Below are 18549 nucleotides of genomic sequence, written 5' to 3'. Positions count from 1 at the left end.
GCCTCGGCCTTGTAGCCCGTGTCGGCCAGCACCTGTTCGGGCAACTCGCCCAGGTTCCCCTTCACGGCCTGCAGGATCACCGGCAATTCGCCTGCGTCGCTGCCGCAGTTGGTCAACTCAGCCGCCACGATGATGTGCGCGGCCTCGTCCACCGCCGTCTGCGCGTTGTAGCTCGCCTCGAAGGCGCCGCCAGCGCACTTCATGATGCGACTGTCCGGATCGGTGAAGTTGTCCTGTGCGCGGTCCTCTGGCACGCCGAACTCGCGCTTGTAGCGCCCGCCACGAGGCTTGTCGTCGGGGTCGCGCCCGCGCGCGATCTCGGCCTCGCGCTGGCGTTGCTCCAGGCGCGCTCGGGCCTGGGCGATGGCTGCCAGGCGCGCTTCGCGGCGTTCGATCTCGGCCGGGATGTCCAACTCGGGCTCGTTCTTCTCGGCCTCGTCGGCCTGTTGCGCGCGCTTGAGCAAGACCTCTATCTGCGCCTTGAGCTCAGCCTCGGCCTTGAGCATGTAGCCGTAGCTCATGGCCTTGTGGCGGCTGGCATTGGCCTTGACCTTGGTGCCGTCCACGGCGATCGTGCCCAGCTTGACCAGACCCATCTCGCGCGCCAGGCGAACGACCTGCACGAACAGCTCGCTCAACTCATTCAGGTGCAAGGCACGGAACTCGCGGATCGTGCGGTGCGCCGGGAAGTTGCCCGCCGCCAGCACCCGAAAGGCCACATCCTCATGCAGCTTGCGGGCGATCTTGCGCGAACTGAACACGCCCGTGGCGTAGCCGTAGACCAGCACCTTGACCATCATGGCCGGGTGGAACGGCTGGTTGCGCGGACCGTCCTTGTCGTAGCGGGCATGGAACGCGCCCAAGTCCAGCGTGTCGACCGTGTCGCTGATGAAGTGCGCCAGATGCCCCAGGGGCAGCCAGTCCTGCATCGCTTCGGGCAGCAGCAGCATCTGCTGCGGGTCGTAGGGCAAGTAGTTCGCGGCCATCGCTCCTGAACGCGCATCGCCCTGCAGGCGAGGACAGGAAAACGGCTTCTGCCGCCCAGACTCCTAGGGCGTGAGCTCCTGGACGACAGCATGCAGCAGCCTGATCGCCGGATCGCCGCTCGACGCGGCCCGGTAGACGAGCGCGACCGGCACTCGCGAGGGCGTCATCTCGACGCGAAGCACGGCGATCCGTCCCAGGCGCTGCTCGGCCGTGGCCATGGCCCGCGGAACGGCGGCCAGCCCGGCCCCTGCGGCAACCAGCTGCACGTTGGTGGCGGGGTTGTTCGAGATGATGCTCGGTGCCGGTACCGCGACACCCGCCCGCAGGAACTGGCCCTCGAGCGCCTGGCGGCTGAGCAACTCCGGCTCCGCCATGATCCAGCGGTCGTGCACGAGCGCATCCCAGCCGACGCTCCTTCTTCTTGCCAGGGGATGCGCGGGCGAAGCGATCACAACGTACTCGTGCTCCGAACAGCGTTTGTAGACCAGGCGCGTGGCTCGCTTGGCGGCAAAAGCAGTCTGGTTGAATGAGGTCAGCAAGGCATCGAGCTCTCCCTGCAACAGCGCCTCGAACAGCTGCGGCACCGCCTGTTCGCGCAGCCGGACGACCACGCGCTCGCTGCGGGCCTGCAGCCGGGCCAGAACTGCCGGCAGCGAATCACCGGCCGCCACGGCGGGCGGTGCGCCGAGATGAAGCACGGCGACGGGCTTTTCTTCGGAGGCCTGCGCAGCCTCGCTCAGGTGCCCGAGGGCCGACAGCAGCGTCTGCGCACCCTGCACGATCACTTCGCCGCGTGAGGTGGCGGCCAGGCCGCGTGCGCTGCGCTGGAACAACGGGAAGCCGAAGGCGTCTTCGATCTCCTTGAGTGTCTTGCTCAGGGCTGGCTGCGACAGGTGCAGCGTGGCGGCGGCCTTGCCCAGGGTGCCGAAGCGATGGAGTTCCACCAGCAGCCGCAGATGTCGGAAGCGCAGGCGCGACACCAGGTTATCGAACTCTTCTTGCATGGCAGAGGGCATTCCATCTGGTTATGGTCTTATGAAAATATATCAATATTTTCATAAGACCCTTGCGACCTATGCTGTGTCGAAAGTGTTCCGCACCGACAACCGAGATGGAGACAGGTCCGATGAGAAGATGTTTAGCGGCGCTGCTCGCCGCGTTTCTGGCGCTGCCAGCGATGAGTGCAAGGGCAGCCGATTTCCCGACGGGCGGCAAGGCGATCCGGCTCGTCGTCGGTCTCGCCCCCGGTGGGCCGACGGACCAGCAGGCGCGCTTTCTGGCGGAGCAGTTGCGCAAGGAACTGGGCACCACCGTGATCGTCGAAAACCGCCCCGGCGCGAGCATGAACCTAGCCACCGCGGAAGTTGCTCGTGCAGCGGCGGACGGCTACACGCTGCTCTACAGTCCCTTGAGTCCGTTCGCCCAGAACCCGCACTCTTTCGCCAGGCTTCCCTTCGATCCCTTCAAGGACTTCACACCGCTCTCGCTCGCCAGCGTCGGGCCGCTCGTGCTGGTTGCCCACAAGTCGGTGCCGGCGCAGAACCTGAAGGAGCTCGTGGCCTATGCCCGGGCCAACCCCGGCAAGCTGAACTACGCCTCGTTCGGCAGGGGAAGTTCGTCGCACCTGTTCGGCCAGTGGATGGCCAGGTACTACGGCCTGGACATGGTGCACATCCCCTACAAGGGAGCCGGCGACGTGCAGAAGGACCTGGTCGGCGGACGGGTGCAGATCATGTTCGCCGCGGCGGGCGGCGCCCTGCAGTTCGTACGCACAGGCAGCGTCCGGATGATCGGCGTCGCGGCGCCCAAGCGCTCGCGGCTGCTGCCGGGCGTGCCGACGCTGGTGGAGCAAGGCGGCACCGGGCTGGACATCGACGGATGGGTCGGTGTCTTCGCACCGGCGAAGCTGCCGCCAGACATCACCGCGCGCCTGAACGCGGCGCTCGTGAAAGTGCTTGCCACACCCGAGCTCAAGCACGAATTCGAGAAAGGCGGGTACGAGGCGGTTTCCTCGACGCCCGCGGAATTCGCGGCGACGGTCCGCGATGCGTACGAGCGCTGGGGGAAGATCGCCGAAACCTTGGGCGTGCAGAAGGAATGAACTGCATGGACGACGAGATGGATGCGTTCACCAGCGGCCTCGCGGCCGACATGGCTCGGCATGCAGCCCTGGGTGACAAGGTCTCGGGAGGGTCCGGCGATGCAGCGACCTCACAGTGGATCGCGGGCCGCCTCGCCGGGCTGGGCTTCGACGTCGAGCACCAGGACATCGACGTGCCCTTCTTCGATCCGGTCGATTGCCGTCTGGTCGCAGGCGATGCCACGGCGCCGGTGTACTGGCAGTCGCCCGTCATTCCCACTGCGACGCAAGGCCTGCGCGCGCCGCTGGCGGTGGTGCGGGCGCCCTATGAGGCCGCGGATGCTGCCGGCCGCATTGCGCTGCTGGTCCTGCCTCATGCGCGTCATGCCTCGGTCGATTCACCTCTTGGTTCGCCCCTGATTGCGGCCGCCTCGGCGGCGGGTGCCGTCGCGCTGGTCATCGTGCCCGTCGGCCCCACCGGCGAAGTGGTGGCATTGAATGCCGGCATCGGGACGCCTGTCGCGCCGATGCCCGTCGCGGTCCTCGCACCGGTGCTTGCCGAACCGTTCCTGCGGGCTGCGCGCAGCGGCGTGCCCGCCACCCTCTATCTGCATGGCCAGGCGACCGTGCGGCCAACCTCGAACCTGCAAGCCACGCTGCGGCGCGGTCCGCGATGGCTGTGCCTGTCCACCCCGCGCACCGGCTGGTTCGGCTGTGTCGGGGAGCGCGGCACTGGAACCGCAGCATTCCTGGCGATGGCGGCATGGGCTGTCGAGCGCTTTCCGGACCTCTCGCTGTTCCTGCTGAATACGGGAGCGCACGAATACCGGTTCGCGGGCGCGCACCAGGCGATGGAGCGGGCCCCCGCGCCGGTCGACACCCTGGCATGGGTTCATCTTGGTGCTGCGCTCGCTGTGCGCGACCAGTTCGAATTCCGCGGCGAACTCTTCGATCTTCCTTCGGCCGACGCGAACCGCATGACGATGGCGACCGCATCGCTGCAAGAGGCCGCACGGCTGGCCTTTCGCGGCCTTGCGGGGCTGGAGCGAGTCACGGCACCCGTGCCCGGCGTCAGCGAGATCGGCGCGATCGTGGCGCGTGGCTACGAGCGCGCGCTGGCGGTGTTGGGCGTGCCGCGAGCCTTTCACACGCGCGCAGATGATCTCGCGCAGGTCGATGCGCGTCTGCTGGCGCCGGTCGTGCGTGCGCACATGGCGGTGGTGGAGGCCGTTCATCGCCAGACCCGGCTGGCTTCGGAGGATGCAGCATGATGCGGGCGCAGCGCTGCCTGTCGCAGCCGTTGATCCATGCGGGGCTCGACGCTTCGCTCGGCAACAACATCAACGGTCCGTCGCTGATTCGGGTGCCCGACTGGCTCCCGAACCCGCTCGGCCGCTACTACCTGTATTTCGCGCACCACCAGGGGCGGCACATCCGGCTTGCCTATGCCGATGATCTGCTGGGGCCGTGGACTGTCTACGCTCCGGGCGTTCTGCCGGTTGAAGAGTCGAGTTGCTCCGATCACGTGGCGTCGCCCGACGTGCATGTGGATCACGCTGCGCGCAAGATTCGCATGTACTTTCACGGCGTGGCGTTCGCCGCAGGCCAGACGGACGGCCATGAGAAGCAGTTCGGGGACGCAGCGCGCTGGATCGGCAACCAGCGCAGCAAGCTGGCCACTTCAAACGATGGCTTGCACTTTTCGGCGCAACCGAAAGTGCTCGGGGCCTCGTACTTTCGTGTGTTCGAGTGGCAAGGCCGCCAGTACGCACTGGCGATGCCCGGAGCGTTCTATCGTGCGGACGAACACGGTGGCTTCGAACTGGGACCGATACCGTTCGAGTCCAGCTTCCGGCATTGCGCGGTCCATGTGGATGGCGCGCTGCTGCATATCTATTTCACGCGAGTGGGTGATGCCCCGGAGAGCATCCTTCACACCACCGTCGATCTCGGCCTGCCCTGGGTCGTATGGAGCCCTGGGGACGTCTCCACGGTGCTTCAGCCTGCCTTGGCGTGGGAAGGTGCCGAGATGCGCAATGAGCCCTCGCGCCGCGGCCCCGTCTTTGGCTTGGCGCATCAGTTGCGCGATCCGGCAGTGTTCGTAGATGACGGGATCAAATACCTCTTGTATGCCAGCGGCGGCGAGCACTCTATCGGGCTGGCTCGCTTGTCGTGAATGGGAGTGCCCGTAGCCTTGCGGGAGCGATCGTCGTTTGACCGCTTTGTCACCCTTAACACGACGCGCATACCGCTCGAAAGTCGAACTGCATGCGCGCGCGCCCGCCTGACGTGGAACGCGATCTCGCGCTGGATACGAGCGGACGATTTCGCGGCATCGAGCGCGCGGTGCCGGAGGGCGCCGCCGCTGGCAATCGCTATGCCGCAGCGCAGATGGCCAGCTGGCATGACAGGCTCAGTTGATGCCCAACCCCAGTCCTGGTGGCCACGCTTGCATTACCACACCAGAACGGTCGAACGTCCCTGGATGCCGTAGGGAAAGCCGCGCTGCGATCGTCGGTGGCTGCGTTATCTTCCGTCGATCCGCGTTGCTTCGGTCATCGCCACCGATACGCATTCCAGCGCAATGGCCAGCGCTGTGAGGGTGGGTAAACCGAATCCCAGCCGGAACACCAGCGGATCGTCTCCGAACCACGCGCCCGGCGCGACACGCGTGCTGTACCTAGCGAGTGCCGCGTAGAAGCGTTCGACGGCGGCGGCATCGAAGACCTCGCGTTTCAGTCGCACGCAGCACAACGCTCCGGCATCCGGGCGCACCCACTCGACGTAAGCGGGGTGGCGCGACATCCAGTTTTCGACGAGCTGCAGGTTTTGGGCAAGGAGCTTCCGTCTCTCGCCGATGATTCGGTCGCGCTGCCTGAGTACGGCGAGTGCGAGCGCCTCGTCGACCGGTGAGCATGAGATCACCGTGCTGAACTTTGCAGTCACCAGCGCCTGGCGCAGCGCGGCGTCGCGCGTGATAGCCCAGCCGATGCGCAAGCCCGCCGAGCCGTGGCACTTGGACAGCGAGGCCACCGAGATGACCTTGGGCCCCAGGCGCGCAGAGCTTGGCGCCGCGGTGTCGTGCCCATAAGCCGCTTCGCGGTAGGTCTCGTCGACCATAAGCCAGGCTTCGGGCGCATGCTCGGCCAGCATCGCCACGATCTCGCGCAAGGTCTGCGCGGGAACCGCAACGCCCGATGGATTCTGCGGCGAGGTCAGGCTCACCACCTTTGTCTTCGGTGACAGCAACTTTCGCAACGCATCCAGGTCGATCCGGTAGCCCGTATCGAAACCGAGCGGCAGCGCACGTGTAAGCGCGCCAACAGCAGTCAGCGCATTGCGCGCCAGCGGAAACACCGGCTCGGCGACGATGGCTTCTTCGCCTGCCTGGCACAACGTGAACGCGATGAGGAAGAGAGCGTGCATGCCCCCGACCGTGACCACGACTTCATCGGCATCGACGCCATTTTCGTTCGCGATTTGCCGGCGAAGTTCCATGTTGCCAGCCGCCGTACCGTAGTCCAGCGAAAAGTCGGCGTCGTCGCCGAAAGCCATGTCGATCAGCTCCGAGAGCCGCACGCTCGGACCCACGCTTTCCGCGAGGTCGAACCGGGGTGCTTTGCTGACGAGGGAGATGATTTCGTTGTCGGGAAACCTTGCCATGTACTGCTGTTTGATCCGTTGCTGTCGCTGACACTCATGTTGCAGATTTACGGCTTCCGATAACAGCCACAATTTCCCGAAATTTGGTGCAGTACAGTTGCGTGCTGTTCTGTCTACGCAATAGGAGTCATGTGTGTCGCAATCTCCCCGATTTCGCTATGAAGAAGTCGCCGATTTCGTCGCCGGCCTGGCCGGCCGGGGTGCGCTCCAACCCGGGACGCGGGCGCCGTCGCTGCGCGAGATCAGCACACAGCAGCGCACCAGCCTCAGCACTGCGGTGCAGGCCTACCGCCTGCTCGAAGACCGCGGCATCCTGGAAGCGCGGCCGCAGTCGGGCTATTACGTGGCGAAGCCGCCGCCTGCGTTGGCCGTGCCCACGACAACGCGGCATTCGATCCGGCCCGCCAAGGTGGAGCTGTCGGGGCTCATGCTGGACCTGCTGGAGAATGCATCGGACGAAACGCTGGTGCCGCTCGGCTGCGCCATCCCGAACCCGCGCCTGCTCGCTTCGTCCAAGCTCGACCTCGTTCTTGCGCGCACGGCTCGCGTGAAAGGCGGGCAGTGCAACACCTACTCGCCGCCGCGGGGCGAGATGTCGCTGCGCCTAGAGATTGCGCGGCGTGCGCTGCGGTACGGGCAAGCGCTTTCGCCAGACGACATTGCCGTTACCTGCGGCTGCACGGAAGCGCTGGCGCTGGCGCTCGACGCGGTCACGGAGCCCGGCGACACCGTCGCTATCGAGTCGCCGACCTACTTCGGGCTGCTCCAGGTCCTGCGCGCGAAGAGGCTCAAGGTGGTCGAGCTGCCGACCGATGCCAATACCGGCACGGATGTCGGTGCGATGCGCAATGCCCTGGCCACGGGCAAGGTACGCGCCTGCGTGCTCGCGTCGAGCTTCAGCAATCCGCTCGGCTGCACCATGCCCGAAGAGAACAAGCGAGCGGTGCTGCGTCTGCTGGCGAAGCACGGCGTGCCGCTGATCGAGGACGACGTCTATGGCGACGTTCATTTCGGAGAGGAGAGGCCGCTGCCTTTCAGTGCGCTCGACACGAACGACAACGTCATCTATTGCGGCTCGTTCTCCAAGACGCTCGCGCCCGGCTATCGCATCGGCTGGATCGCGACCGGCCGCCACATGACACGAGTGCTCGAAACCAAACTCGCGACGAGTCTCGCGACACCGGTGCTGACGCAGGTGGCTCTCGCCTCCTTTCTTTCGAACGGCGACTACGACCGGCACTTGCGCCGCATACGGCGCGAGTTTGCCGACACTCTTGGCCGCATGACGCGCGTGATCGAGCAGGCTTTTCCTCCGGGCACGAAAGTGTCGAGACCGGAAGGGAACTTCGTGCTCTGGGTGGAACTGCCCGAACCGGCGGATACGCGGCTGCTGTTTGCGCAGGCACTTGAAAAGGGTATTTGCTTTGCACCAGGGGTGGTGTTCTCCGCCAGCGGCAAGTACGCGAACTGCCTGCGCCTGAGCGGAGGCCACGGTTGGGACTCGCGAATTGAGAAGGGCCTTCGCACGCTCGGTGCCATGGCCGGCAAGGCGCTCGCGCGCCGGAGCCTCAAACCATGATTCAGTCCATCTCCATGGCCAGCGCTTCAGGTTCATGTCGCCGCATCATTCTTCACGCCAGCCACATCTTGGAGGTCTCGCTCGTGAGTCAGGTGCTGAGGCTATGACAAGCGGATCACGCAAGCGGTGGTCGCCTCGTATTCGGGCCTGTCGCGCGAGGTGGTCAAAAAAAGACCGTGCGCGACTTTGAGCAGCGCGGGCTGGTGTGCCGCGAGCATGACGGCGTGCACGTCACCCACGATTTCGCGACGACTGACTTCGCATAGATTCCATGCGCCCTCGCTCAGGAGCCGCGCCAGGGCGGCACATGGGCGAGGAAGGGGCGCGATGACAGCGCCGTTCTCTGCAGTCGTTATACCGTCCTCATACAGCCGTCATTGCGAGGGTCGAACGCCGCTCGCCTTGACCACCGCGGCCCATGTGCGTGTTGGCCGGCGCGCATGGTCCGCAGGCGCCTCCGCGCTGCTGCCCACGGGCTCGGCGCCGAGCTAGCCGAGGCGGGGGGCGACTTCGGGCATTGCCGCGACTTTCATCCAGGCCTGCGAAAGCGCAAGCACGATGGACTTGGGAGTGCCTTGCGGCGCCCAGACGCCATACCAAGCCTCGATCACGTGCCCCGGTACGAACTCCCTTGCAGGCGGGAGGCGAGGGGCCCTCCCCAGGTCGAGCCGGGAAAGGCGCGCCACCGCCTTGGAGCTCTGAAACGCAGTTCGGCGCTCATCACGAAATGGGGGCTTCTTCTGCCTGCGTAGATATCAGGGTTTTCGCCAGAGGCTTGCGCATCTCACTAAACATTAAGTTCGCGTTGCCGATATCTCTTAGAGCCTGCCCCGCGTTGCCTTTTCAGGCACTGCAGCCTTTCAGCAAGTAACTCACCTGGTAAGAATCATGAAAAAGTTCAGGGATTTCGGGATCGGCACCCGCATGGGAATGGGCTTCGGGGTCGTCATCGCGTTGTTGATCGCGATGGTTGCAGTTGGCATCAGCCGTATCCGTGCGGTGGACCACAACACCGAGGTGATCGCACACGACCGCTACGCCAAGGTGGCGCTTGCTCAGACCATCGAGAACGAAGTGAACAAGCAGGCGCGAGCCTTGCGAACGGCCCTGATTGCAAGAGATCCCGAGGTGATCAAAGGAGAACTTGCGAAGGTTGAGGAGTCCGCGTTGGTGATCGCCAAAGCCACTGAGCGTTTGAAGCTGGTCATTCACACCGAGGCTGGCAAAGCCGCGCTGCATGCGCTGCTGGAGGCACGCAGTACTTTTCGAGCGCATGAGGCCAAGTTGATTGAGCATATCCAATCGGGCCGGACCGACGAGGGGCGCGACTATCTGGTCAGACAAATGCTGCCGTCGCAGACAGCCTATCTGTCGGCCATCGAGGCATTCTCCCGGACCCAGGTGCAAGGCATGGAGCAGTTCACCGTCGAGGCGGCCGACATCGCCCGCATGGCAGCGCTGTGGATGCTCGGCCTCGGTGCCTTGGCGACGACACTGGCCGGGGTGGTTGCGGTGTCGTTGACGCGCTCGATCACTCGTCCGGTCGGCGAGGCCGTCCGGGTTGCTGAAACCGTGGCGGCGGGCGATCTGACATCGATGATCTCCGTGCGCAGCAATGACCAAACGGGTCAGTTGATGCGCGCGCTCAGGTCCATGAACGAGAGCCTGTCGCAGGTGGTGGGCGGCGTACGCAGCAGCACCGACACCATCGCCATGGCCTCTAGCCAGATCGCGGCAGGGAACCAGGATCTGTCTTCGCGCACGGAGGAGCAGGCCAGTTCGCTTCAGGAGACAGCGGCAGCGATGGAGGAACTCACCAGCACGGTGAAACAGAATGCCGATAACGCGCGTCAAGCCAATCAACTGGCGACGCTTGCGTCCGAGGTGGCTGTGAAAGGTGGCACGGTGGTCGGCCAAGTGGTGCAAACCATGGATTCGATCCACGGATCTTCACGCAAGGTGGCAAACATCATCGGGGTGATCGACGGCATCGCGTTCCAGACGAACATCCTGGCGCTCAACGCAGCGGTCGAGGCGGCGCGAGCGGGGGACCAGGGACGAGGCTTCGCGGTGGTCGCAGCCGAGGTACGCAACCTGGCGCAGCGCTCGGCGGCCGCCGCCAAGGAAATCAAGGCGCTCATTGACGATTCGGTCCAAAGGGTGGAGGAGGGTAGTGATCTTGTCAATGAGGCCGGAAGAACGATGCAGGAGGTCGTGGGCAGCGTGCAGCGGGTGAGGGACATCATGGAGGAAATCTCGGCAGCCAGTCACGAACAGAGCACAGGCATCGAGCAGGTCGGCCACGCCATCAGCCAGATGGACCAGACGACGCAGCAGAACGCAGCGCTGGTCGAGGAGGCCGCCGCAGCGGCGCAGTCGCTGCAAGTCCAAGCAACAAATCTGGTCCAGTCCGTGAGCCTGTTCAGGCTAACGGCAGGTTGCTGACCCCGATCTCGCGACGCGCTTACCAACCGACGCCGCTTCGCGGGGTGTGCCGGCAACGATCCGGGCCGATTGGTTTCGTCCGAATCGCGTGCGAACCGGCGGGCTCGACGCCACTCACGCGATTGCCAAGATTCCGACACCGAACTCACGCACAGGGCCGCGTGCGCTGAAACTGTTCGATTGGCTCGCCAGCGCGCACAGCATGGCGGGGGGAGGCGGCGCGCCAAGACCTTTCGCGTCGCATCGTGCGCGACCTCACGTATCCGGCTAATGCTCGAACCCGGTAGCTGTATACGCGCCACGAAGCAAATCGGCTGCCGCTTGGGCCTCCGTCCTTTCCATATGGCCATAGCCCATCAGGACTTCGTCGGTGTCGCCGCCGAAGTCGGCGACTGTTTGCAGCGTGATCCCTCGCGCTTTCAGCTCCTTAGCCAGCTTCCGATCCTGCTCCTTGCGCCCGAGCGTCAAGACGAAATGCAATCCGCCCTCAGTGCCGCGCACTTGCAGTTCGGGACATGATTGGCGAATGGCAGCAAGTAGACGATCGCGTTGGGTGGCGTGGTGACGTCTGACGCGGCGCAGATGTCGTTGAAGCTCTCCAGAGGCCAGCATCCAGTGTAAGGACACCTGTACGGGCCAGCTCGCGTGCAAGCCATGTGCGGCGATGGATGACGCCAGCGCATCTGCCACGCGCTGCGGGGCGGCGATGAACCCAATCCTCAATGCTGGGCTGATGGACTTGGCGAACGTGCTGACCAAAACGGTTTGATCAGCAAGGGCCGCGGCCAGCGGAGCGTGGTTCTGTCCTTCGTAAATGAATTCGTGGTCGTACTCGTTCTCGATGACAAGCGTTCCCGCCTTCGAAGCGAGAGCTGCAAGCTCCGCGCGGCGCAACCCGGAAAGGCGCCCGCCCAGCGGGTATTGATTCGCGGGCGTCAGATGAAAAACGCTGGGAGCGGTGTTCGCGAAAGCCTCCTTGACGATCGCGCCTTGCTCGTCGACAGGCACGCGCACGATGGAGCCGCCCGCGAACTCAAACGCGTCCAGCGCACGCGAATAGCCGGGGCTTTCCACGGCGCAAAGGTCTCCCGGCCGCACGAGCGTCCGCGCAAGCAACTCCACCGCGCTTCCAGTGCCCTGAGTGATCACGATCTGTGTCGCTTCGTGTCGCGTACCTCGGTGCCTGCGCAGCCATGCTGCGATCGCTTCACGCAGTGTGAACAGCCCTTGGGAATCCCCATACCCCGACGGCGGAAGATGCCGACCGGCCTCGCGGCACGCTGCACGCCATACATCCAAGGGGAGCAGTTGAGTGCCGCTCTGACCCAATCGCCAGTCCTGTGACACCGCACCGGGCGTGGTGACCGTTGCGGGCAAGCGCCGCACGATGCGAGGAAGCGAAGTTGCTGGCTGCAGGACAGCCTTGGCTTGCCGCGTCACAAAGGTGCCGAGCCGTCCACGGCTTTCGAGCAGTCCCTCCGCCGTGAGCTCGGCGTAAGCGTCCACCACCGTATTGCGACCCAATCCCAGCTGATTTGCGGCATCCCGCGTCGGCGGCAGCCTGGAGCCGGCAGCCAGTCGCCCATCGCGTATCGCTTGCGAAAGCGCCAAAGCCAATTGGGTATTCCGAGCTTGGGATGTGTTGGACATCTCCAGTGCCGGGAGCACGGAAGCCGCGATGTTCGGCATCAAGTTTGGTTGCTCAATTTCGGAAGAAATTGGAGCTTAACAAGCAACCAATGAGCACGCAAACTTTCGGGCATGCGGATCGGGCCGTCGCGGACCTGACTCGGAGCAATCAAGAAGAAGGCTACGCATGAGGCATTTGGAATCCATCCCCACGGAGTGTGGCAACGCCATGCTGCGCAACTTCTCGGAGCAGGCGAAATGAACCCGATAGTAGACCTCCGCAGCGACACCGTTACGCAACCGACACATGCCATGCGCGAGGCGATGATGGCTGCCCCGCTGGGTGACGATGTGTTCGGCGAGGATCCCAGCGTGAACGCGCTGCAGGAAAAAATCGCCTCACTGCTCGGTTTCGAGGCGGCGCTCTTCGTGCCGACCGGCACGCAGAGCAATCTTTGCGCCGTGCTGGCGCATTGCCAGCGTGGCGACGAATTCATCGCAGGCCAGTTACAGCACTGCTATCGCTGGGAGGGCGGCAATGCGGCCGTGTTCGGCGGCGTGCAGCCCCAGCCGATCGCGCACCAGCCTGACAAGACGCTCGCGCTGGCCGACATCGCGGAGGCGATCAAGCCGGACGACCAGCACTTCGCGCGCAGCAAGCTGCTGGCGCTTGAGAACACGATGATGGGAAAGGTGATCCCGCTGGACTACATCGCGGAAGCCACCGCCCTGGCGCGCAGCAGGGGACTTGCGACGCATCTCGACGGCGCGCGCTTGTTCAATGCGGCCGTAGAGCAGGCGCGCCGCACAGGAGGTGAGGCCAAGGCGGAGGCCAGGAAGATCGCGCGGTACTTCGACACGGTTTCGGTGTGTTTCAGCAAGGGGCTGGGTGCGCCGGTAGGTTCGGCTCTCTGTGGTTCACAGGAGCTGATCGCTCGTGCACGGCGCATCCGCAAGATGGCGGGCGGCGCGATGCGACAGGCGGGCTTCCTGGCGGCCGCGGTTTCGCATGCACTGGACCACCATATCGACCGGCTCTCGGAGGATCACGCGCTCGCAAGGCGGCTGGCCGAAGGCTTGCGGGGCATCGAGGGCCTGCAAGTCGAGGAGCCTGACACCAACGTCCTGTTCGTCGACCTTCACGGTCCCGCGCGCGACAAGTCGGAGGAACTGCTGGAAGCGCTCAAGCGTGAAGGCGTGCTGGCGTGGGGGCTGTATCGCTTGCGCTTCGTCACCCATCTCGGTGTCGACGCCCAAGGCATCGACCGCTGCATTGCGGCGGTGCGGAGGTTCTTCCATGCCTGACACGCAGCATCTCGCCCGGATAAAACAAATCCGGGTGATCGCCGATGATTTCACCAGCGCAACCGATGCGCTGCCCGCGTTCGCGCAGCGGGGATGGCGCACTCGCGTGGTCCTTGGAGAACGGCTTTCCTCTCCGGAGTTGCCAGAGGTCTGGAGCACTGACACCGACAGTCGAGCGCTGGACGACGCCAGCGCGGAGGGGAGAGTCGCGGCCTGGGCGCGCCAGTGGTGTGACGCGGACATCCTAGTTAAACAGTTCGATTCCACGCTGAGGGGGCCCATTGCATGCGAAGTGATCGCCGCATGGCGGGCCAGTGGGCGCGGAAAGCTGCTGGTAGCGCCGGCTTTCCCCGCCGCCGGGCGTACCACGGTCAACGGCGAGGTGTGGGTCGATGGGGTCCCTGTCGCGGAGACGGACTTTTCCCGTGACCCTCAGTCACCAGTGCGAGTCAGCAGCGTGCCCGGCTTGTTCGCTGCCGCAGGTCAGCGACTGCACGTTGCCCGTGATGCGGCGGAGGCCATCAGCCTTCTGGACAGGGTCGACGCGGTAGTGGTGGACGCATCAACCGAAGCCGATCTGAAAAAGCTGGTTGTTGCGGCAAGTCAAAGGACAGATCTTCTTTGGGCGGGCTCAACCGGACTGCTGCGCGCACTGGCCGTTGCATTGCCCGAACGGCAGCAGGTCGCGCTGGCCTGGAAGGGCGCGCAGTACCCCGGTATCGTCGTTGGCAGCTTCAATCCCAGGTCTCGCGCTCAACTGCGTCACGCCGAAGCCTGCGGCGCCCTTGTCTGGGCCACTCCGGATGAGCGGGGGGCGTCAGCCGCGCTGACGGCCGATCTCGTTGACAGGGTCTGCGATGCGGTGCTCGCTGGTCGCTGCGACGGCCTTGCCATCACGGGAGGCGAAACGGCCAAGCACATCGCCCGCCGTCTGCAAGCATTCGAGATCGCGGTGCTGCGTGAAGTGCAGCCGGGTATTCCTTTGTGCCTGATGCGGACACCCAAAGGGGAGTTTCCATTGGTCACGAAGGCAGGAGGTTTTGGGGACGACGACGTCTTCAAGCGTTGCCTCAAATCTCTGGAAGGAGCAATCTGATGAAGCCCATCGTGGTCACTTTCGGCGACGCCGCGGGCATCGGCCCTGAGATCGTCGCCAAGACCTTCGCCGACACCGAGTTCATGGAACAGTATCCCGCCTTCGTCGTCGGGGACCTGGGCGTCATGAAGAACGCCGCGGCGCGTTGGGGTTCCTCGCTGGTGGTGAAGCCCATCTTCGCCCCTGAGGAATACGCACCCGCCGTCCGGCGAATGCAGGTGGTCAGTCTGAGTGGATTGCCCGCGGATCTGCGACACGGCGAAATCAGCGCGGCGGCCGGGGCAGCAGCTTTTGGCGCCATCCGCCAGTCCATCGAATGGGCCAACGACGGACGCGTGAGCGCCATCTGCACGGCGCCGATTCACAAGGAGGCGCTCGCTGCCGCAGGCGTACCTTACCCCGGCCATACCGAAATGCTGGCCGATCTCTCAGGCACCAGCGACTACGGAATGATGCTGGCCAATCCGCACCTGCGCACGCTGCTGGTGACGGTGCACTGCTCGATCCTGGACGCGGTTCGCAAGCTCAGTGTCGAGCGCGAACTGCAGGTCATCCGCCTGGCCCATCGAAGCCTGCAGAGCATGGGCATCGCCCAACCGCGCATTGCGGTGGCCGGCCTGAACCCCCATGCGGGCGAGGGCGGGCTGTTCGGCAGCGAAGACATGGAGTTGATCGCGCCGGCGGTGGCCCAGGCCCGGCAGGAAGGCATCGACGCGGTCGGTCCGCTTCCCGGCGACACGGTGTTCATGCAGGCCCGCAAAGGCCGCTTCGACATCGTGGTCGCCCAGTACCACGACCAGGGATTGATCCCCGTGAAGCTTCTGGGCGTGGAGGACGGCGTGAACGTCACGGTGGGTCTTCCCTTCGTGCGGACCAGCCCGGACCACGGCACTGCGTTCGACATCGCGGGCCAGGGCATCGCCGATCCATCCAGCCTCAAGACCGCGCTTGCCACCGCGCACCAACTCGCCCGCAGTTCCTCTGCGGCAGCCATTTGAAGGAAATCACCATGTCCCACTTCGTCTTCATGCTCACCAAGGAGGACCGCACGGTCCCCGACGCCGCCAAGATTTACGCGGACCTGGCGCGCACTCCGCTTCGCTATATCGGATTCAAGGACATCGGCCTGCCCGTGGCGGAACTGGTGTCCCTCGCCGCCGCCATGAAGCGGGACGGCAAGAAGGTGATGCTGGAAGTTGTGAGCACTAGCCGCGAAGCGGAAATCCGTTCCGTGGAGGCAGCCCGGGAGATCGGCGTGAACTACCTGCTGGGCGGCCGCCACGCGGAAGAAGCGGTTCGCATCCTCAAGGGCACCGACATCCAGTACTTCCCCTTCGCGGGCCGTACCGAAGGCCATCCCACGCGGCTGGTGGGAACGATTGACGAGATCGTGGAGGATGCCAAGCACCTGGCCTCGCTGCCGGGCGTGCATGGGTTGGACCTGCTGGCCTACCGCTTTGCCGGCGATGTGGAGCAGCTGGCTGCGCGAGTCGTTCAATCGGTCAAGGTCCCGGTCCTGGCGGCGGGCAGCATCGACGGCAACGAACGCGTGCAAGCCATGCGTCGCTGTGGCGTGTGGGGCTTCACCGTGGGCAGCGCCGTCTTCGACGGAGACTTCCTGCGAGAACCTGTTCCCCAGCAGATCGAGAACATCCTGCAACTGGAAGGCGTCACGGCGTGACGCAGCATGCGCGGCAGCTCGGGGCTGCCGCGCATGCATTCACCAAGGCCAGACGATCCGGTGCCCCAGCGCCTGAGCGCACGCGCGCTCGTAGATGAGGCGCGCCACCGTCAGATCCTGCAGCGCCAGGCCCGTCATGTCGAACACCGTGATGTCGCTGGCCGCGCGCGAGAACGGCGTCTCGCCCAGCAGCAAGGAGCCAAGCTCCACGCAGGCGGTTTCACGCGCCCACTGCATCTCGCCCAGCTGCGATGCCTGCTCGCGGTCATCGACTACCAGCCGTGCGCGCTCCAGGACGCCCGGCGGCAGTTCGCGTTTGCCCGCGGTATCGGCGCCTACGCAGTTCAGGTGAGTTCCTGGGCGTACCGCGCTGGCGTCGAAAAGCTGCCCTCCGCCCGGCGTCGCGGTGATGACGACATCGCTCTCGGCCACGGCACGGTCGGCATCTTGGGCGCAGTGCATGTCGCACTGGTCCGCGAACAGGGCCTCGAAGGCGGGGTCGGCCTTCCGGTCGACGGACACATACCAAACAGTGGCAATGCGGGGCAGTACGCGCAAGGCGAAGCGCAGTTGCGAGCGCGCCTGCACCCCCGTGCCGAAAACCGTGAGGTGCGTGCTGTCCTGGCGGGCGAGTTGTTCCAGCCCCAGTCCGCCCGCTGCGCCGGTACGTACCGTGGTGATGGCATTGCCGTCGATCACGCACCGAGGCCGGCCCGTGGCCGGATCGAACAGCAGAATGGTCGCCTGGTGCGGCTCGCCGCCCAGCTCGCGGTTGTGCGGCCAGAAACCAGCAGCTTTGAAGCCGAGCAAGCCCTGCGAGGGCACGTCGCCGGATTTGATGCCGAACACGCCGCCGGTGGAGAGCTTCTCGCGCACCAGCGGAAAGACGCGCCCTTCGTGCCGCCCGTGCAGCACGAAGGCCTCACGCACCGCCTGCGTGACCTCGGCGGGCGTGAGCAGCTGTTCCACTGAGCCCTTGTCCAGCAGGAGGAGGGTCGCTTCGGAAGGATGGGATGTCATACTCGCCCGCCGCCGCTATTGCCAGCCACCAAACCGCGGCCACTGGGCTTCCACCTTGCTGGAGCTGCCACGTACCACGTGATAGTGCCCATGCTGCGCGGCTGTCGCGCAGGCGTGATTCGGCAGGACACGAACGCGGTCGCCGATGGCAAGGTTGGGCAGCACGCCGCCCGATCCGGGCCGCACCGTGATGATCCCGTGTTCCTGGTTGGCATCGGCCACGATCAAGTCGGCATGCGGCTGGCCGGCGATGTCGCAGACGATGCCATAGCCCTGGTCGATCTCCTGCTTGCGCGTGCCCCGGTCCTGCGACATGGCCATCCAGCCGGCGTCCGTGAGAATCCAACCCTTTTCGCGCTGGTGGCCGATGACGGTCGCCAGTACCGAGAGGGCGATATCGTCGACGCCGCAGACACCCACGCCCGCCATGACCAGATCGAAGAACACGAACACGCCAGCCCGCACCTCGGTGACGCCGGTGAGATCCGCTGCGTTGTGCGCGGTCGGTGTCGAGCCCACGCTGCGCACGGGGCAGGCCAGGCCCGCTTCGTGGAGGATCGCAGCTGCATCGACAACGCTGCGCCGCTCGTCTTCCGCGCACTGCCGCAGGGCCGCGCCTCGCGCGGCATAACTGCCGCCCGCATGGGTCAGCACGCCGCGCAGTTCCGCGCCATCCGCCAGGGCACGTCCGATGTCGATCAGGCGCTGCCTATCGTCGGGATGCACACCCGAGCGATGGCCATCGCAGTCGATCTCGATGAGGGCGGGTATGCGTGCTCCCGTCTCGCGCGAGGCCCGCGCCACCGCTTGCGCCTGCTCCACCGTGTCGAGCACGACGGCCACGTCGGCCCCCTTGGCGCGCAGCGCCAGCACCTGTGGAAGCTTTGTGGGCACGATGCCCACCGCGTAGATGATGTCTCGCACGCCGGCGGCCACGAATTGCTCCGCTTCCTTGAGGGTCGACACGGTGGCCGGGCCCGTTGGCGAGCTCATCACGCGCCGCGCGACCTCCACCGACTTGGTGGTCTTCAGGTGCGGGCGCAGCGCCATGCGTTCCATTTGAG

The 18549-nt window shown here is 65.3% G+C and carries 16 protein-coding genes and 1 pseudogene; 11 read left to right on the top strand and 6 right to left on the bottom strand.

The window, feature by feature from the left end:
• On the bottom strand, window positions 1-986 hold a 986-nt coding region (locus FHT32_RS33090; protein WP_176668767.1), incomplete at its 3' end, for an IS1182 family transposase.
• A gap of 63 nt (window positions 987-1049) precedes the next feature.
• Window positions 1050-1991, bottom strand: a complete 942-nt coding sequence (locus tag FHT32_RS33085) for a LysR family transcriptional regulator (protein ID WP_176668766.1) — start codon at window positions 1989-1991, stop codon at window positions 1050-1052.
• 107 nt (window positions 1992-2098) lie between these two features.
• On the opposite strand from FHT32_RS33085, the gene FHT32_RS33080 reads away from it, so the two are divergent.
• The 4 genes from FHT32_RS33080 (at window position 2099) to FHT32_RS33065 (ending at window position 5488) form a co-directional block, all read left to right on the top strand.
• Window positions 2099-3088, top strand: coding sequence for a tripartite tricarboxylate transporter substrate binding protein (locus FHT32_RS33080; RefSeq protein ID WP_176668765.1), 990 nt, complete (start codon window positions 2099-2101; stop codon window positions 3086-3088).
• A gap of 5 nt (window positions 3089-3093) precedes the next feature.
• Complete coding sequence (locus FHT32_RS33075) at window positions 3094-4338, top strand: hypothetical protein (RefSeq protein WP_176668764.1); 1245 nt, start codon at window positions 3094-3096, stop codon at window positions 4336-4338.
• On the top strand, window positions 4335-5243 hold the full coding sequence (locus FHT32_RS33070) for a hypothetical protein (protein WP_176668763.1): 909 nt from the start codon (window positions 4335-4337) through the stop codon (window positions 5241-5243). The genes FHT32_RS33075 and FHT32_RS33070 overlap by 4 nt, the downstream gene beginning before the upstream one ends.
• A gap of 92 nt (window positions 5244-5335) precedes the next feature.
• A complete protein-coding gene (locus FHT32_RS33065; RefSeq protein WP_176668762.1) occupies window positions 5336-5488 on the top strand; it encodes a hypothetical protein in 153 nt (50 codons plus the stop codon).
• Between the two features lie 105 nt (window positions 5489-5593).
• Here FHT32_RS33065 and FHT32_RS33060 read toward each other — a convergent pair whose 3' ends face one another.
• Window positions 5594-6730: a pyridoxal phosphate-dependent aminotransferase gene (locus tag FHT32_RS33060; RefSeq protein WP_176668761.1), complete on the bottom strand. Its 1137-nt coding sequence runs from the start codon at window positions 6728-6730 to the stop codon at window positions 5594-5596.
• A 133-nt stretch (window positions 6731-6863) separates the two neighbouring features.
• On the opposite strand from FHT32_RS33060, the gene FHT32_RS33055 reads away from it, so the two are divergent.
• The 3 genes and pseudogenes from FHT32_RS33055 to FHT32_RS35320 all read left to right on the top strand — a co-directional run bounded on the left by FHT32_RS33055 (window position 6864) and on the right by FHT32_RS35320 (window position 10754).
• Window positions 6864-8309: a PLP-dependent aminotransferase family protein gene (locus FHT32_RS33055; protein WP_176668760.1), complete on the top strand. Its 1446-nt coding sequence runs from the start codon at window positions 6864-6866 to the stop codon at window positions 8307-8309.
• A 99-nt stretch (window positions 8310-8408) separates the two neighbouring features.
• Window positions 8409-8575, top strand: a pseudogene (locus tag FHT32_RS35240) (helix-turn-helix domain-containing protein); the annotation flags it as partial.
• A gap of 622 nt (window positions 8576-9197) precedes the next feature.
• Entirely contained in the window at window positions 9198-10754 is a 1557-nt protein-coding gene (locus FHT32_RS35320) for a methyl-accepting chemotaxis protein (protein ID WP_176668758.1), read from the top strand.
• A gap of 267 nt (window positions 10755-11021) precedes the next feature.
• Here the strand turns inward: FHT32_RS35320 and FHT32_RS33040 are convergent, their stop codons facing one another.
• Window positions 11022-12443, bottom strand: coding sequence for a PLP-dependent aminotransferase family protein (locus tag FHT32_RS33040; protein WP_176668757.1), 1422 nt, complete (start codon window positions 12441-12443; stop codon window positions 11022-11024).
• 198 nt (window positions 12444-12641) lie between these two features.
• Between FHT32_RS33040 and ltaE the strand changes: the two genes are divergently transcribed.
• The 4 genes from ltaE to FHT32_RS33020 are packed head-to-tail and all read left to right on the top strand — an operon-like array spanning window position 12642 to window position 16465.
• Window positions 12642-13688 carry a low-specificity L-threonine aldolase gene (gene ltaE, locus FHT32_RS33035; protein ID WP_176668756.1) on the top strand — a complete coding sequence of 349 codons (1047 nt, stop codon included), beginning with the start codon at window positions 12642-12644 and terminating at the stop codon, window positions 13686-13688.
• On the top strand, window positions 13681-14784 hold the full coding sequence (locus FHT32_RS33030; RefSeq protein ID WP_176668755.1) for a four-carbon acid sugar kinase family protein: 1104 nt from the start codon (window positions 13681-13683) through the stop codon (window positions 14782-14784). The genes ltaE and FHT32_RS33030 overlap by 8 nt, the downstream gene beginning before the upstream one ends.
• Complete coding sequence (gene pdxA / locus FHT32_RS33025) at window positions 14784-15782, top strand: 4-hydroxythreonine-4-phosphate dehydrogenase PdxA (RefSeq protein ID WP_176668754.1); 999 nt, start codon at window positions 14784-14786, stop codon at window positions 15780-15782. Before FHT32_RS33030 ends, pdxA begins: the two co-directional genes overlap by 1 nt.
• Before the next feature lie 11 nt (window positions 15783-15793).
• Window positions 15794-16465, top strand: coding sequence for a 4-hydroxythreonine-4-phosphate dehydrogenase (locus tag FHT32_RS33020; protein WP_176668753.1), 672 nt, complete (start codon window positions 15794-15796; stop codon window positions 16463-16465).
• Between the two features lie 39 nt (window positions 16466-16504).
• Here FHT32_RS33020 and FHT32_RS33015 read toward each other — a convergent pair whose 3' ends face one another.
• Window positions 16505-17485, bottom strand: coding sequence for an ornithine cyclodeaminase family protein (locus FHT32_RS33015; protein WP_176668752.1), 981 nt, complete (start codon window positions 17483-17485; stop codon window positions 16505-16507).
• A 15-nt stretch (window positions 17486-17500) separates the two neighbouring features.
• On the bottom strand, window positions 17501-18544 hold the full coding sequence (locus FHT32_RS33010; RefSeq protein WP_176668751.1) for an alanine racemase: 1044 nt from the start codon (window positions 18542-18544) through the stop codon (window positions 17501-17503).
• Window positions 18545-18549 lie beyond the last annotated feature (5 nt).

Origin of the sequence: Variovorax sp. SG517, assembly GCF_013376045.1 — a bacterium.
GTDB lineage: Bacteria > Pseudomonadota > Gammaproteobacteria > Burkholderiales > Burkholderiaceae_C > Variovorax.
This window is presented reverse-complemented; position numbering and strand designations above follow the sequence as displayed.